Annotated in this window: 15 protein-coding genes; 1 reads left to right on the forward strand and 14 read right to left on the reverse strand. The window is 40.1% G+C overall.

The genetic code is table 11. The features are described from left to right. Window positions 1–335: 335 nt before the first annotated feature. The 7 genes from LCF45_RS26200 to spo0F form a co-directional block, all read right to left on the reverse strand. Entirely contained in the window at window positions 336–920 is a 585-nt protein-coding gene (locus tag LCF45_RS26200; RefSeq protein WP_002016305.1) for a thymidine kinase, read from the reverse strand. 110 nt (window positions 921–1,030) lie between these two features. Beyond that, window positions 1,031–1,276 carry a type B 50S ribosomal protein L31 gene (locus tag LCF45_RS26205; RefSeq protein ID WP_000643447.1) on the reverse strand — a complete coding sequence of 82 codons (246 nt, stop codon included), beginning with the start codon at window positions 1,274–1,276 and terminating at the stop codon, window positions 1,031–1,033. A gap of 565 nt (window positions 1,277–1,841) precedes the next feature. Beyond that, the gene (rho, locus tag LCF45_RS26210; protein ID WP_002016308.1) at window positions 1,842–3,113 is read right to left on the reverse strand and encodes a transcription termination factor Rho; all 1,272 of its coding nucleotides are present in this window, start codon (window positions 3,111–3,113) and stop codon (window positions 1,842–1,844) included. Between the two features lie 504 nt (window positions 3,114–3,617). Continuing rightward, entirely contained in the window at window positions 3,618–4,583 is a 966-nt protein-coding gene (glpX, locus tag LCF45_RS26215) for a class II fructose-bisphosphatase (RefSeq protein WP_002016310.1), read from the reverse strand. A gap of 183 nt (window positions 4,584–4,766) precedes the next feature. Then, the gene (murA, locus tag LCF45_RS26220) at window positions 4,767–6,056 is read right to left on the reverse strand and encodes a UDP-N-acetylglucosamine 1-carboxyvinyltransferase (RefSeq protein ID WP_002034893.1); all 1,290 of its coding nucleotides are present in this window, start codon (window positions 6,054–6,056) and stop codon (window positions 4,767–4,769) included. Between the two features lie 347 nt (window positions 6,057–6,403). Next, window positions 6,404–7,261: a class II fructose-bisphosphate aldolase gene (locus LCF45_RS26225; protein ID WP_002016312.1), complete on the reverse strand. Its 858-nt coding sequence runs from the start codon at window positions 7,259–7,261 to the stop codon at window positions 6,404–6,406. A 211-nt stretch (window positions 7,262–7,472) separates the two neighbouring features. Then, the gene (gene spo0F, locus LCF45_RS26230; RefSeq protein ID WP_000398592.1) at window positions 7,473–7,841 is read right to left on the reverse strand and encodes a sporulation initiation phosphotransferase Spo0F; all 369 of its coding nucleotides are present in this window, start codon (window positions 7,839–7,841) and stop codon (window positions 7,473–7,475) included. Window positions 7,842–8,043: 202 nt separating this feature from the next. On the opposite strand from spo0F, the gene LCF45_RS26235 reads away from it, so the two are divergent. Then, window positions 8,044–8,568, forward strand: coding sequence for a DUF2529 domain-containing protein (locus LCF45_RS26235; protein ID WP_002034892.1), 525 nt, complete (start codon window positions 8,044–8,046; stop codon window positions 8,566–8,568). A gap of 32 nt (window positions 8,569–8,600) precedes the next feature. Here the strand turns inward: LCF45_RS26235 and pyrG are convergent, their stop codons facing one another. The 7 genes from pyrG to LCF45_RS26270 form a co-directional block, all read right to left on the reverse strand. Then, the gene (pyrG, locus tag LCF45_RS26240) at window positions 8,601–10,208 is read right to left on the reverse strand and encodes a CTP synthase (RefSeq protein WP_002016314.1); all 1,608 of its coding nucleotides are present in this window, start codon (window positions 10,206–10,208) and stop codon (window positions 8,601–8,603) included. Window positions 10,209–10,465: 257 nt separating this feature from the next. Further along, window positions 10,466–10,993 (reverse strand): DNA-directed RNA polymerase subunit delta, encoded by a 528-nt coding sequence (gene rpoE, locus LCF45_RS26245; RefSeq protein ID WP_002130074.1) that lies wholly within the window; start codon window positions 10,991–10,993, stop codon window positions 10,466–10,468. 165 nt (window positions 10,994–11,158) lie between these two features. Beyond that, window positions 11,159–11,788, reverse strand: a complete 630-nt coding sequence (locus tag LCF45_RS26250; RefSeq protein ID WP_002034889.1) for a TetR/AcrR family transcriptional regulator — start codon at window positions 11,786–11,788, stop codon at window positions 11,159–11,161. A 64-nt stretch (window positions 11,789–11,852) separates the two neighbouring features. Next, on the reverse strand, window positions 11,853–12,992 hold the full coding sequence (gene acdA / locus LCF45_RS26255; protein ID WP_002016320.1) for an acyl-CoA dehydrogenase AcdA: 1,140 nt from the start codon (window positions 12,990–12,992) through the stop codon (window positions 11,853–11,855). A gap of 22 nt (window positions 12,993–13,014) precedes the next feature. Further along, the gene (locus tag LCF45_RS26260) at window positions 13,015–14,145 is read right to left on the reverse strand and encodes an acyl-CoA dehydrogenase (RefSeq protein WP_002130075.1); all 1,131 of its coding nucleotides are present in this window, start codon (window positions 14,143–14,145) and stop codon (window positions 13,015–13,017) included. Window positions 14,146–14,217: 72 nt separating this feature from the next. Continuing rightward, window positions 14,218–15,069, reverse strand: a complete 852-nt coding sequence (locus LCF45_RS26265; protein WP_002016322.1) for a 3-hydroxybutyryl-CoA dehydrogenase — start codon at window positions 15,067–15,069, stop codon at window positions 14,218–14,220. Window positions 15,070–15,118: 49 nt separating this feature from the next. Next, a complete protein-coding gene (locus LCF45_RS26270) occupies window positions 15,119–16,402 on the reverse strand; it encodes an acetyl-CoA C-acetyltransferase (protein ID WP_263894391.1) in 1,284 nt (427 codons plus the stop codon). Window positions 16,403–16,409 lie beyond the last annotated feature (7 nt).

The raw sequence follows: 16,409 nt of genomic DNA on the forward strand, positions 1-16,409 counted from the left end.
TTCGAGCGAGAGAGTGAAATGGCCGGAGATTCTAGCCGCTGGAGCTAGATAATATTTAAAGCGCAAGCGGCTCGCTCAGAATGGGAGGAGGTTGGAGCTTCTGACAGAGAGGCGCTCTTTGCCTCGCAGGAAGAAGCGAAACCACCGACCATTCTAGCCGCTGGAGCTAGATAATATTTAAAAGCGCAAGCGGCTCGCTCAGCTCTGACTGGCTAAGGTTCTCTCGCACAAAAGGTGCTTTTCACCTTGAGTAGCGGCGGTTCTTAGACACGAAGAGCTTGCCACCAATCTTCATCTATTTTCGAAAAAAACCCGCTCTACATAGCGAGTTTCACTTATCTTTGTTTTGTAGGTACTGCATGACAATGACGACAACGTGGTTCATACGATTCTGAAGCCCCAACTAAAATAATTGGATCATCAAATGCCGCTGGTTCTCCATCGATTAAACGTTGCGTACGACTTGCAGGAGATCCACATTCAGAACAAACTGCCTGCAATTTAGTTACATGTTCAGCAATCGCCATCAGCTGAGGAACTTGTCCAAATGGTAGACCACGGAAATCTTGGTCTAATCCAGCTACAATGACACGATAGCCACGATTTGCCAATACTTGCACCACTTCCACAATGTCCCCATCAAAAAATTGTACCTCATCGATTGCAATAACATCCATTTCTTCTGTTACATGGTTAAATATATCTTTTGAAGCTGAAACAGGAACTGCTTTAACCTTTAATCCATTATGTGATACAACATCTTCTTCACTATAACGATTATCAATACATGGTTTAAATACAATCGCATGTTGTTTCGCAAATTGTGTACGGCGTATACGGCGGATGAGCTCTTCTGATTTCCCAGAAAACATACTCCCGCAAATCACTTCAATCCAACCATTTTGATTCATTAAGTACATTGAGCTCTCCTTTCATCTACTTTCCTAATCCAAAGTAGGGTAAAGGTTTAATATTTTCGCAAAAAAAACAGACAAGCGAATACATACACTTGCCTGTTTTATGTTCTTTATTACTTGATGCCGTATTTCTTATTGAAGCGGTCAACACGTCCGTCTGCAGTAGCAAACTTCTGACGTCCAGTGTAGAATGGGTGAGAATCAGAACTGATCTCAATTTTTAGTAATGGATAAGTGTTACCATCTTCCCACTCAACAGTTTCGCTAGAGCCTTTTGTAGACCCGCTTAAGAATTTGAAGCCAGTGTTCGTGTCCATAAATACAACTTTATTGTAATTTGGATGGATTCCTGCTTTCATTCTTTTCATCTCCTTCCGCCCTGAATCATTTTCGAAACAGAGTTTTTCATCTTCAGCTGCTTACACAACTATATTGATGAAACACATATGATGAAATTATAACAAGGCTAACTCCATTTTGCAACTACCTGTTTTTGTCTTTTTAAAATTAAAAGTGGAGGCGGCTCGCTCAGCTCTGACTGGCTAAGGTTCTCTCGCACAAAAGGTGCTTTTTACCTTGAGTAGCGGAGGTTCTTAGACACGAAGAGCTAGCCGCCGGAACTGGATATCAATTAAAAGCACAAGCGGCTCGTTCAGAATCCAGGTCACTTCAAGCTCTCGACCAAGAAGCGCTTTTTGCTTCGACCGAGAGAGCGAAATGGCCGGAGATTCTAGCCGCCGGAACTGGATATCAATTAAAAGCGCAAGCGGCTCGTTCAGAATCGCAGGACACTTCAAGCTCTCAATACAAATATGATTTCCATCTCAAAAAACAAATTTTTCCATATATTACTCTCTCTAATATTCCCTTAAAAACATAAAAAACTCGCTTACTACGAAATAAGCGAGTCCCCATCTTTTCCCTTTACTTAGTGGTTACATACCTTTTTGAGTCTGCAACAATGTTTTGTAAAAATTCTTCATTTGTCTTTGTTTGACGAAGTTTACGTAAGAAGCCTTCAACAAAGTCTGGTGTATCACGCATTGTTTTACGAATACCCCACAGCTTGTCTAAATGTTCTTTCGGAATTAATAGGTCTTCTTTACGCGTACCAGAGCGACGAATATCAATCGCTGGGAAGATACGGCGCTCAGCTAATGAGCGATCTAAGTGAAGTTCCATATTTCCAGTTCCTTTAAACTCCTCGTAAATTACATCATCCATACGAGACCCTGTATCAACAAGCGCTGTTGCTAAAATCGTTAGGCTACCGCCCTCTTCGATATTACGCGCAGCCCCAAAGAAACGCTTCGGTCTATGAAAAGCAGCAGGATCAATACCACCCGATAAGGTTCTACCACTTGGCGGAATAACAAGGTTGTAAGCACGCGCTAAACGGGTAATACTATCCATTAAAATGACAACGTCCCTTTTATGTTCTACAAGACGCATTGCACGCTCTAATACAAGCTCCGCTACTTTAATATGATTCTCTGGCACTTCATCAAAAGTAGAACTTACAACATCACCTTTAACAGAACGTTCAATATCTGTTACTTCCTCTGGACGCTCATCAATTAAAAGTACAATTAATTCTGCTTCCGGATGATTTGTTGTGACACTGTGTGCAATTTCTTTTAACAGACTTGTTTTACCAGCCTTTGGAGGCGCAACAATTAAACCACGTTGTCCAAATCCAACTGGTGCGATTAAATCCATGATGCGTGTCGGTAACTTTTTCGTTTCCGTCTCCAATTTCATTTGGCGATCTGGGTATAACGGTGTTAATGCAGGGAAATGTACACGCTCTTTTGCTGAGTCTGGATCATCTCCATTTACAGCTTCAACTTGTAGCAATCCAAAATAGCGCTCATTTTCTTTCGGAGGTCGTACTTTACCAGAAACCTTATCTCCATTACGTAAATCGAAACGACGAATTTGCGAAGCCGAGATATAAATATCTTCTGAGCTTGGAGAATAATTGATAGGACGTAAGAATCCAAATCCTTCTGATTGAATAATTTCTAATACGCCTTCCATGAAAAAGAAACCTTCTTTTTCTGCTCGAGCTTTTAAGATAGAGAAGATTAGCTCTTTTTTCGTTAACTTGCTGTAATACGAAATCTTAAATTCCTTCGCAAGCTCGTATAACTCTTTTAATTTCATGTTTTCTAATGCTGCAATTGACAAATTCATTCAGACACCACACTTTAACTTTATTCTCTTTTCACATGGGTAAAGGGAAAAATACGGAAGGCAAATAAATAATAATGAAAGGCAATAAGTTCAAGTAGGATAATATTCACTATTGTAACCCTTTTATCTAGTTTTAATCAATACGTTGAAACACAAATACAAGAAGCGAAGACAAGAAAATTTGTCTTCGCCTTTTCATATTTCTTTCTTTTTTCTACTCACCTGATTTTAAGGCAGAATAGATAAGGCATTTCTGCTTTTATTTAATCCAGTTCCAGCGGCTAGAATGGTCGGTGGTTTCGCTTCTTCCTGCGAGGCAAAAAGCGCCTCTTCGTCAGGAGTTTGAAGTGTCCTGCGATTCTAAACGAGCCGCTTACGCTTTTTATTTAATCCAGCTTCAGCGGCTAGAATCTCCGGTCATTTCGCTCTCTCACTCGAAGCAAAGAGCGCTTCAAGGTCGAGAGCTCCAATGCCCTGCGATTCTAAACGAGCCGCTTACGCTTTTTATTTAATAACCAAATTCGGTTTTTTATTTAAGCTATGGCGGCCGTCTACGAAGCGTACTGTGCCTGATTTTGCACGCATAACAAGGGATTGTGTTGTTCCGACGCTACCTTTAAATTGAACGCCTCGTAATAGTTCTCCGTCTGTTACACCTGTTGCTGCAAAGATTGCATCGTCACCTTTTACTAAGTCTTCCATACGAAGGATACGATTGATATCTTCAATACCCATTCTTTTACAACGAGCTAGTTCAGCTTCGTTTTGAGGTAAGAGCTTCCCGTGAATTTCTCCACCTAAGCATTTTAATGCGACCGCAGCTAATACACCTTCAGGTGCTCCACCAGAACCGAATAGAATATCTACACCAGTACGGTCAAATGCTGTATTGATTGCTCCAGCTACATCTCCATCGTTAATTAATTTAATACGAGCACCAGCTTTACGAATTTCTTCGATAATTGCTTGATGACGTGGACGGTTTAAAACTGTCGCTACAACATCTTCGATATCTTTATTTTTCGCTTTCGCAACTGCACGTAAGTTGTCGATAATAGGTGCGTCAATATCAACTGCACCAACTGCTTCTGGACCAACCGCTATTTTATCCATGTACATGTCAGGAGCATGTAACAAATTGCCGTGATCTGCAATTGCAATAACAGCAAGCGCATTCCAGCCGCCAGCCGCTACGATATTTGTCCCTTCTAAAGGATCAACTGCAACGTCTACGCGTGGTCCATATCCTGTACCCAATTTTTCTCCGATATATAGCATTGGCGCTTCATCCATTTCACCTTCGCCAATTACAACTGTACCTTTCATCGGAATTGTATCAAATACATCACGCATAGCTGATGTTGCTGCACCATCTGCCTCATCTTTTTTTCCGCGCCCCATCCAACGCGCTGATGATAATGCTGCAGCCTCTGTTACACGTACTAACTCCATAGATAAACTTCTTTCCACGATAATCCCTCTCCTTTAAGTCTTTATATTTCTGCCGTATTTTGTGAACCTTGTTTTTCTATAAAGTATACTTCCGTTAGTAGTGATTCTTCGCTCCCCATTAACGGAAGTATCACCACCTTATCCCGATTGGTGAGGGTTAATAATCGGCGTGGGATACCCCATACTGATTAAAGTTTCACTTTATGCATTCTTCATTTCTTCAATTTCTTGCTTTGTCATTTGTTCTCGCCAAATGTTTGCACCAAGCCCTTTAAGCTTGTCTACTATATTTTCGTAACCTCGATCAATATGATCAAGTCCCGTTACTTCTGTAATGCCATCTGCCATTAAACCCGCAATAACAAGGGACGCACCAGCTCGTAGGTCACTCGCTTTCACCTTCGCACCTTGCAATAAAACCGGTCCAGTCACAATTGCTGAACGGCCTTCTACTTTAATTTGCGCGTTCATACGGCGCAATTCATCAATATGCTTGAAACGTGCGCTGTAAATTGTATCAGTTACAACTCCTGTTCCATGCGCTTTTGTTAAAAGCGTTGTAAACGGCTGTTGTAAATCCGTTGGAAACCCTGGATATACAAGCGTTTTTACATCAACTACTTTTAACCTTCTATTGCCGTTCACTGTAATTTGGTCATCGTTCGTTTCAATTTGAACACCAGCTTCTCTTAGCTTCGCAGTAACGGATTCTAAATGCTGAGGAATAACATTATCAACTGTTACTTCTCCTCCTGACGCAGCCCCTAAAATCATATACGTACCAGCTTCAATACGGTCTGGAATAATAGTGTGGTGACAACCGTGCAGTGAATCCACACCATCAATTCGGATTACGTCTGTACCAGCGCCTTTAATACGTGCTCCCATACTCGTTAACAATGTAGCTACATCAATAATCTCTGGTTCTTTCGCTGCATTTTCAATAACAGTTCTACCTTTCGCTCGTACAGCCGCTAGCATAATATTAATCGTAGCTCCTACACTAACAACATCTAAATAAATACGTGCCCCACGTAGTTCGTCTGCTCTTAAATAAATGGCACCTTGTTCATTTGTAACATATGCCCCTAACGCTTCAAACCCTTTAATATGCTGATCAATCGGTCGTGGCCCTAAATGACATCCACCTGGAAGCCCAATAACAGCTTTTTTAAAACGGCCAAGCATTGCACCCATTAAATAATAAGAGGCGCGCAATTTTTTCACTTTTCCATTTGGTAAAGGCATCGCAACCATGTTAGAAGGATCGACTACCATCTCTTCTTCCTGCCCATAAGTTACTTTCCCTCCAATTTCCTCTAGTAAGTCTCCTAACATTTTCACGTCCGAAATATTAGGAACACCGCCAATAGTTACTGGAGTATCTGCTAAAATTGTCGCTGGAATTAGTGCAACAGCACTGTTCTTTGCACCACTCACACGAATCGTTCCATTTAAAGCTCTTCCGCCTTCAATTAGCAACTTTTCCATATTGAGCTCCCTTCTTGTGAATGTATTTATCTTCTACTTCTTTATAAGAAGTAGAAGATTCCCCCTTAAGAATCTCAATCACTCTTTCCATCCTGAAACTCAATAAGTAGAAAACCATCACCTGTAGCTCCCCTGCTGTACAAATAGATGAAGATTAACTATTCATCGAATCAAATTACTCAATTCAGATACTTACCACATTTATTAATAGGACTATGCACATTATTTTCTATATTTGCAAACCAAAAATTCACTTTATAAAATCTTTAGACTTGTTCGCGCTTTCATTATACAACGAAAGGAAACCGTCTAAAAGACTAGACGGTTTCCAAAACGGAATTTTATTCTTACGCTTTACCGTTAGAACCGAACTCACGCATTTTACCAGCAACAGTTGCTTTGATAGCGTCGCGGCCAGGTCCAATATATTTACGAGGATCGTAAACTTCTTGGTCTTTGTTTAATGCTTCACGAACAGCTTTTGTAAACTCAATTTGGTTCTCAGTGTTTACGTTAATTTTTGAAGTACCTAGAGAAATAGCTTTTACGATATCAGCAGTTGGGATACCAGTACCACCGTGTAATACTAAAGGTACGCCAGTGAAGTCACGAACTTGTTCCATTTCAGCGAATCCTAAGTTAGGCTCACCTTTGTAAGGACCGTGTACAGAACCTAAAGCTGGAGCTAGGCAATCGATACCTGTTGCTTCAACAAGGTGCTTACACTCTGCTGGATCAGCGTAAATTACGCCTTCAGCGATGATGTCGTCTTCTTGTCCGCCAACTGTTCCAAGCTCAGCTTCAACAGATACGTTACGAGCGTGTGCGTATTCTACCACTTTTTTAGTAGTTTCAACGTTTTCATCGAATGGGTGGTGAGAAGCGTCGATCATTACAGATGTGAAACCTGCATCAATTGCTTCTTTACATTTTTCGAAGCTTGAACCATGGTCAAGGTGAATCGCTACAGGAACAGAAATGTTCATTTCTTCGATTAAAGCTTTAACCATAGCTACAACTGTTTTGAAACCAGTCATATGACGAGCTGCACCCTCAGATACACCTAAGATTACAGGAGATTTTTCTTCTTCCGCAGCAGCTAAGATAGCTTGAGTCCACTCTAAGTTGTTCATGTTGAATTGACCAACTGCGTATTTTCCTTCTAGTGCTGTGTTTAGCATTTCTTTCATAGAAACTAAAGGCATGGTGAATCCTCCTAAAAAACGTTTTTTGTATCCGATAAATTCTTATCGCTGGTAGTATGACCAGAATAAGGTAAAATATGTATATTTACATACCGGACTTCTTTCTACACTCAATAGGATAACAACTTGTACTCAAAAACTCAACTGTATTCACCTGCTCAATAGTCCATGTAAACGCTTTTTTCCATATTTTTTATAAAAAATTCATTTTTTACGCCTCTACAGCAAGCTGATCTCTCACTGCTTGACGAATCTCATCAATATCAAACGGTTTAGCAAAGTGCATTAAAGCTCCTAAATCTTTCGCTTCTTGAATCATATCCAATTCTCCATAAGCAGTCATTAAAATCACTTTAATACTCTCATCAATTTCTTTTACATGTTTTAAAATCTCTATACCATCCATACCTGGGATTTTCATATCTAACACTACTAAATCCGGATTATCTTTTTTCACGATATCTAAAGCTTGAAATCCATTCGCTGCTTGGAACGTCTGATAACCTTCTTTTTGGAACACTTCATGCAATAAAACACGAATGCCATATTGATCATCAACGATTAAAATTTTCCCTTCCATAACTCCCAACCTTTCTGTGTAAGTACAAGATTTAAAGCTTCTTATATCTTATCGGTTTATTTTCGCTACTCTTTGCCAAATCCCTTCCTATTCTTTCTTATTTTACCGTTTCCTATTTTGTTATGCCACCCTACTATTTCCCCTTTCCAAAAAAAATAAGCTATAATGAGAACCAGCTAACACGAAAGAAAGGAGCAACAACATGTTAAAAATTTTCTCGACTCAATTAAGTGGATATTTCTCCAAAATTTCTCAAAAAGAGGAAATGAATATAGAAGATAGCGCTCGTCTACTTGCCCAGGCGTTAGTTGGCGATGGCTTCATTTACTTGCATGGTACAAACGAAATGGAAGGTATTGTTTCAGAAGCATTATTTGGCGCCGAACCAATGAAACAAGCAAAACGTTTAATAGAAAACGGTGAACCGGCGGCAGTGACTTCTGCGGACCGCGTACTTCTTATTAGTCGTTTTTCGACAGATGAAGAAATTATAAAAACCGCGAAAAAACTTCATGAAGAAGGCCAATCTATCGTTGGAATCTCGGCTATTCAAGAAGGTGTTGAATCACTGGAACAATATACAGATGTACATATTGATACAAAGCTGTTAAAAGGTCTTATTCCAGATGATGAAGGTAACCGCTATGGGTTCCCAAGTTTAATTATAGCTTTATTTGCTTATCACGGATTGAAATTTACAATTGATGAAATGTTAAACGAATATTAAAAAAAGCGCCCTATTTCAGGCGCTTTTTTTTATTACTTGCTCTCTTTATTCGTAATAGAAGCACTTACGAAGTCATGGAACAATGGTTGTGGACGGTTTGGACGAGATACAAGTTCTGGATGGAACTGTGCTGCCACGAACCAAGGGTGATCTTGTAATTCAATAATTTCCACTAGACGACCGTCTGGGCTTGTACCAGAGAATACAAATCCTGCTTTTTCCATATCTGGACGGAATTGATTGTTGAACTCATAACGATGACGATGACGCTCATATACAACCGGCTCATTGTAAGCATTGTAAGCATTTGTTTCTTCAGCAAGCTTACATGGGTATAGACCAAGACGAAGTGTACCACCTAAATCTTCTACATCTTTTTGTTCTGGTAATAAATCGATAATTGCATAAGGTGTGTCAGGATTAATTTCAGAAGAGTTAGCTCCTTCTAATCCTAATACGTTACGTGCAAATTCGATTGATGCAAGTTGCATACCTAGGCAAATTCCTAAGAATGGAACTTTGTTTTCACGAGCATATTGAATTGCAACGATTTTACCTTCTACACCACGATCGCCGAAGCCACCTGGTACAAGGATACCATCTGTGTCGCCAACTAATTCTTTTACGTTCTCTGCTGTTACGTGCTCAGCATTTACCCATTTCACTTCTACATCTGTGTCGAATGAATAACCTGCATGACGAAGCGCTTCTACAACAGAAATGTATGCATCTTGAAGCTCTACGTATTTACCAACAAGAGCGATTTTTGTTTTCTTAGAAAGGTTACGTACTTTATTAACTAGCGCAGTCCAATCTGTCATATCTGCAGCTGGATTGTCTAACTTCAAGTGATCACAAACGATTTGGTCCATGTTTTGTTCTTGAAGAGATAATGGAACCGCATATAAAGTATCTGCATCGCGTGCTTCGATAACTGCTTTTGTATCGATGTCACAGAATAATGCAAGCTTGTCTTTCATGTCCTGAGAAACAGGTAGCTCTGTACGAACAACGATAATATTTGGTTGAATACCTAAGCTGCGAAGCTCTTTAACGCTATGTTGCGTTGGTTTTGTTTTCATTTCACCCGCTGCTTTTAAGTACGGGATTAACGTACAGTGAATGTACATTACATTGTCACGACCGATGTCGCTCTTAATTTGACGAATTGCTTCTAAGAATGGTAAAGACTCGATATCACCAACAGTTCCACCGATTTCTGTAATAACAACGTCGGCATTTGTTTCGCGACCAGAACGATATACACGTTCTTTAATTTCGTTAGTAATGTGAGGAATAACTTGAACTGTTCCTCCTAAATATTCACCACGACGCTCTTTTTGAAGAACTGAAGAGTAAATTTTACCTGTTGTTACGTTGCTGTATTTGTTTAAGTTGATGTCGATAAAACGCTCATAGTGACCTAGGTCTAAGTCCGTTTCTGCACCATCATCTGTTACGAATACCTCACCGTGTTGGTAGGGGCTCATAGTCCCTGGGTCTACGTTAATGTATGGATCAAACTTTTGAATAGTTACGTTTAAACCACGATTCTTTAAAAGTCTTCCAAGAGATGCTGCTGTAATACCTTTACCTAAAGACGATACTACACCGCCTGTTACAAAAATATACTTAGTCATGAAAATACTCCCTTCTACTTCGTTGTTATATAATCACCGTTGCAAAGCGCAACGTATGTAGATAACACTGTATCTATCTTATTGTTAGGCTCTTTTTATTTTCTAAACAAAAAACAAAAAAGAAAATTGCTCCCCTCATCACATAAAGTAATAAGTAGGGAGCAATTTTCTTTTATATTTACACTTTAAAAGTATTATCGTCTTTTTTTAAAGAGCCCAAAAATGATTCTACATGGACGATAATGAAAAGTCAAGAACTACCGCTCTTCCTCTTCTTCTTCTTCAGTTTCATCATACTCAAGTTCTTCTTCTGCGAAGTCTTCATTATCTTCTTCTAAATCATCAAGATCATCATCTTCATCGTCTGCGTCTTCGTCTTCAAGAACTTTGTCCAAATCTACTACATCTTCTTCTACTTCTTCTGCTTCTTCTTCTACATCATCTTCTTCAATGTAGTCGTCAAAACCGTCTTCTTCAACTTTGCGTTTCTTCTTCGGTTTTGGCTGAGGCAGAATTTCTTCATCAATTTGCTCATATGGGTACCAGCTACGTAGCCCCCAACGATTTTCTCCTAAATTAATGAAACGTCCATCGATGTTTAAATCTGTATAAAATTGTGCGAGTTTCGTATTAACTTGCCCTTGAGATAGTCCCAGCACTTGAGCGATTTCTTGAACCAACTCGTTGAATGTCGTTGCTTGTCTTTTATTCCCTAAAACACTATGTACAACTTCAATCATTGAACATTCTTTTAGCTCTTCTGGTGAATATTGCTTAAAACCCACTTATGCGGCACTTCCTTTCTTCAAATATAAGCTTATATATAACGGTCTGCTTAAAAAAATCCATACTATTCATTATAAACAAAAGTCGCACAAATATGCTACAAAAAAAACGGGAAACTTTTATCCCGCTATTTACGGGCAATAAAATTATAATTTGTCCATTCTTTATTTCGGAGACATATGTGCTCCTTGCAGTACATACCTAATTTGCATTTCTGTATATTCTTCGAGAGTATACAGTTTTTGCAGGGCCCAACGTCTAAATCCCCACATTTGTCCTTGTATGAAAATATTATGTGCAAGAAGCTGTATTTCCTTTTTATTTAGTGTAAATGTCCCATTTTCCGTACACTGCTCTAAAATATCCTCAAACATCCCGACCATTTGAAACTCTTTTTCTAATACATATGGGAGTGATTCTTTCGGTAAAAAACGTACCTCTTGATACATAATTAATACTTCTTCTTGCAATTCATCCATCACTTTAAAATAATTCATTATCGCTATCTTTAAGCTTTCTATACTTCCCTTCTCTGTACACACTACTTCCTCTAACCGCTCTTTTACATGTTCATAAATACTATCACAAACTAAATATAATACATCATCTTTTGTGCGAATATACTCATAAAGTGTTCCGATACTAAATCCAGCCGCTTTCGCAATTTCTCTCGTTGTTGTACGTGGGAATCCTTTTTGCTTAAACAGCTGCACCGCACCTTTAATCATTTGTTCACGTCTTAACGCAACTAATTTTTCATCTTTCACTGACGCATGTACATTATGTTTAACCATCCCTTCACCTCTCTCTATTATTTTTGGAAGTAAAAAGCGTAGGAAAATACCTACGCTTTTGTTCCTACTTCGTTAACATACGAGAAATTACAAGCCTTTGAATCTCTTGTGTTCCCTCATATATTTGTGTAATCTTTGCATCGCGCATATAACGCTCTACTGGATAATCTTTCGTATAACCATAACCACCAAATACTTGTACCGCTTCAGTCGTTACCTTCATCGCTGTATCACCTGCAAATACTTTTGACATCGCTGACTCTTTCCCATACGGAAGCCCTTCAGATTCAAGCCAAGCCGCTTGATATGTTAAAAGACGCGCTGCCTCTACATCCGTTGCCATATCCGCAAGTTTAAAGCCAATTCCTTGTTGCGCCGCAATTGGCTTCCCAAACTGATGACGTTCTCTTGCATATTCTACAGAAGCATCTAAAGCGGATTGTGCAATACCGACTGCTTGTGCCGCAATACCATTACGGCCACCATCTAATGTCTGCATCGCAACTTTAAATCCTTGGCCCTCTTCCCCTAGTAAATTCTCTACAGGAATACGGCAGTCTTCAAATATAATTTCAGTTGTTGGCGAAGAACGAATTCCTAGCTTGCTTTCCTTCTTCCCAACCGAAAATCCTAGCGTATCACTCTCCACAATAAATGCACTCGTGCCGCGCTGCTTCGAATCAGGATCTGTTAATGCAAAAACAACATAAATATCAGCAATACCGCCATTTGTAATAAAAATTTTCGAACCATTTAAAATGTAATGGTCTCCATCTCGTTTTGCAGTCGTCCTCATTCCACCAGCATCTGATCCAGAGCTTGGTTCTGTTAAGCCATATGCACCAATTTTCTTCCCTTCAGCCATTGGGCGCAAAAACTTTTGTTTTTGCTCTTCCGTTCCAAATTTAAAAATTGGCCATCCAGCAAGTGAAGTATGTGCAGACAACGTTACACCTGTAGAAGCACAAACGCGGGATAATTCTTCAACGGCAATTACATACGCCAAGTAATCGCTTCCAATTCCGCCGTATTCTTCAGGCCACGGAATACCGGTTAAACCAAGCTCTGCCATTTGATCAAATAAAGCGCGATCAAATCGCTCTTCCTCATCACGCTCTGCTGCTGTCGGTGCTACTTCATTCCTCGCAAAATCCCGAACCATTTTTCTTATCATTTCATGTTCTTCTGATAATTTAAAATGCATTCCCGTCTCCCCCTCTGCCTTTTTATAAAGCTCGACTAATTACAAGCTTTTGTATTTCGCTCGTTCCTTCATATATTTGCGTGATCTTCGCATCACGGAAAAATCTTTCTACTGGATAATCTTTCGTATAACCGTAACCGCCAAATACTTGCACCGCTTCAATCGCAACTTCAACGGCCGTCTTAGAAGCAAATAATTTCGCAATAGAAGCTTCTTTACCGCATGGTAACCCTTGTGCTCTTAGCGATGCCGCTCTGTATACAAGTAATCGCGCTGCTTCTACGCTAGTCGCCATATCTGCAAGTTTGAATCCGATTCCTTGCTGCGCCGCAATTGGCTTGCCGAATTGCTCGCGCTCTTTCGCATAATCAATCGCACATGCAAGCGCCGCTTCCGCGATTCCTAATGCCTGCGCTCCGATCCCAATTCGCCCAACATCTAAATTCGCCATTGCCACCTTAAATCCTTGTCCTTCTTCACCAAGTAAATTCTCGGCCGGCACTTTCATATCTTCAAACGTAAGTTGCACTGTACGAGAACCAAGAAGACCCATCTTATGCTCATCTTTTCCAATGATTAAGCCTGGTGTATCTTTCTCTACTATAAATGCTGAAATCCCGCTTTTCCCCGCATCTGGATTTGTAGACGCGAAGACGATATATGTACTTGCTTCACCACCATTTGTAATAAAGACTTTCGATCCATTAATGATGTAGTGATCGTCTTTCTTTACAGCTCTTGATTTCAAACTACCTGCATCTGATCCTGCATTCGGTTCTGTTAGAGCAAATGCGCCTAAATATTCACCCGTCGCCAATTTAGAAACATATTTCTGCTTCTGTTCTTCTGTTCCGAAGTATAAAATCGGATTCATTCCAACTGACGTATGTACAGCTAAAATTACACCAACCGTTGCACTTACCTTTGAAATTTCCTCAATTGCTAGAATGTAAGAAATAAAATCCATTTCTGCCCCGCCATATTTTGCAGGCGCTGGAATACCCATTAGTCCAAGCTCACCCATCTTTTGCAAAATCTCTTTCGGGAACACCCCTTGTTCCATACTAGGAACAAAGGGAGCTATTTCCTTCTGTGCAAAATCTCGAACCATTTTCCTCATCATTTGTTGCTCTTCAGTAAAGTGAAAATTCATGTACTTCGCCTCCGTTTGCTATATATCTTTTTAACAATCTGGTAAGACCACTACTTCAATAAAGGGAGGCCTTTATTCGTAAACGTAGAAACCACGACCCGTTTTACGTCCTAACCATCCTGCATTCACATACTTACGTAATAATGGACATGGGCGATATTTACTATCTCCTAATCCTTCATGCAACACTTCCATAATGTATAAACAAGTATCTAAACCGATAAAGTCAGCTAACGTAAGAGGTCCCATCGGATGATTCATACCGAGTTTCATTACTTCATCAATCGCTTCTTTCGTCGCTACTCCTTCGTATAACGTATAAATCGCTTCGTTAATCATCGGTAATAAAATACGGTTCGATACAAACCCTGGGAAATCATTTACTTCAACTGGCACTTTCCCGATTTTTTTCGTAATATCCTCAATCGTTTCGTACACTGCATCATCTGTAGCTAAACCACGAATAATTTCAACGAGTTTCATAACTGGAACTGGATTCATAAAGTGCATGCCGATTACTTTCTCAGGACGTTTCGTTACCGCTGCAATTTCCGTAATTGGTAACGATGACGTATTCGTCGCTAAAATTGCGTGTTCTGGAGCGATTTCATCTAAATTCGCAAAAATTTTCTTTTTAATATCCATTTTTTCAACAGCTGCTTCAATAATAAGATCAGCTTCTTTGACACTATTTAAATCGAGCGTCCATGTAAGACGATTTAAAGTCGCATCTTTCTCTTCTTCCTTCATACGGCCTTTTTCTACTTGGCGGGCTAAATTTTTTGAAATAACAGCTAGCCCTCTATCTAATTGCTCTTGCTTTAAATCTTGCACTTTCACATCATAGCCTGCCATTGCACACACTTGTGCGATACCTGAACCCATTTGCCCTGCACCAATTACAACAATCTTTTGTACACTCATTTTTTCTTCCCCCTTAATTGTTAATAAACTATATATCTTCTAATCTTAATTAGTGAACTTCAATCATCACTGCATCACCTTGACCGCCACCGCTACAAATAGAAGCAATTCCAATTCCGCCGCCGCGCTGCTTCAGTGCATGGATAAGTGTAACGATAATACGTGCTCCGCTCGCTCCAATTGGATGCCCCATTGCTACAGCACCGCCATTTACATTCAATTTTTCCGGATCGATCCCTGCGATTTCTGTACTTGCAATTGCTACAGCCGCAAATGCCTCATTGATTTCAAATAGATCTATGTCTTCAATTGTCTTACCTGTCTTTTTCAGCAATTCATTAATTGCATAACCTGGCGTTCTTGGGAAATCCTTCGATTCTACCGCAATCGCCGTATGCGCCAAAATTGTCGCTAATGGTTTTCTTCCTTCTTGTTTCGCTCTGTCCTCGCTCATTAATACAAGTGCAGCACCGCCATCATTTAGTCCCGGAGCATTACCTGCTGTCACCGCTGACGTCTTATCAAATACAGGCTTTAATTTCGCTAATTTTTCAATCGTTGTATCCGCGCGTGGTGCTTCATCCTTAGCCACGACGATAGGATCGCCTTTTCTTTGCTGAATTGTTACTGGTACAATCTCCTCTTCAAAACGCCCTTCTTTATGTGCCGAAACCGCACGTTGATGGCTACGATATGCCCATTCATCTTGTGCTTCGCGAGAGATTCCATCTTCCTTCGCAACTTCTCCGCCATAAACACCCATGTGTATACCTGAAAATGCGCATGTTAAACCGTCTGCAACGTTTAAATCAATAACTTCGTTGTTACCCATTCTGTATCCCCATCTTGCCCCTCGTAAAATGTAAGGGCTGTTACTCATCGATTCCATTCCACCAGCTACAATCAGTGATTGATCACCAGTACGAATAATTTGATCTGCTAACGTAACTGCGCGAAGCCCTGATGCACAAACTTTATTTATTGTTTCTGTCTGCACTTCCCAAGGAATGCCGGCCGCTCTTGCTGCTTGGCGTGATGGAATTTGTCCTTGCCCTCCTTGGATAACCGTTCCAAATATAACTTCTTCAACATCACTAGAGGAAACATTCGCTCTTTCAAGCGCTGCCTTAATTGCGATTCCTCCAAGCTCTGTTGCTTTCACGTCTTTTAAAGTTCCTCCAAATTTTCCAACCGGTGTTCTTGCAGCACTTAAAATAACTGTTTTACTCATGTTTCTTTCCCCCATTTCTTTTTTTAGCACCGAGCGCTCGCTCGGTATCCTTGCGCCTAGAAGAGGTGCAATTATTGCACCTCTTTCTAAATTTGAATGCATTCCTACA

Source organism: Bacillus sp. 41-22, assembly GCF_025809295.1.
Taxonomy (GTDB): Bacteria; Bacillota; Bacilli; order Bacillales; family Bacillaceae_G; genus Bacillus_A; species Bacillus_A mycoides.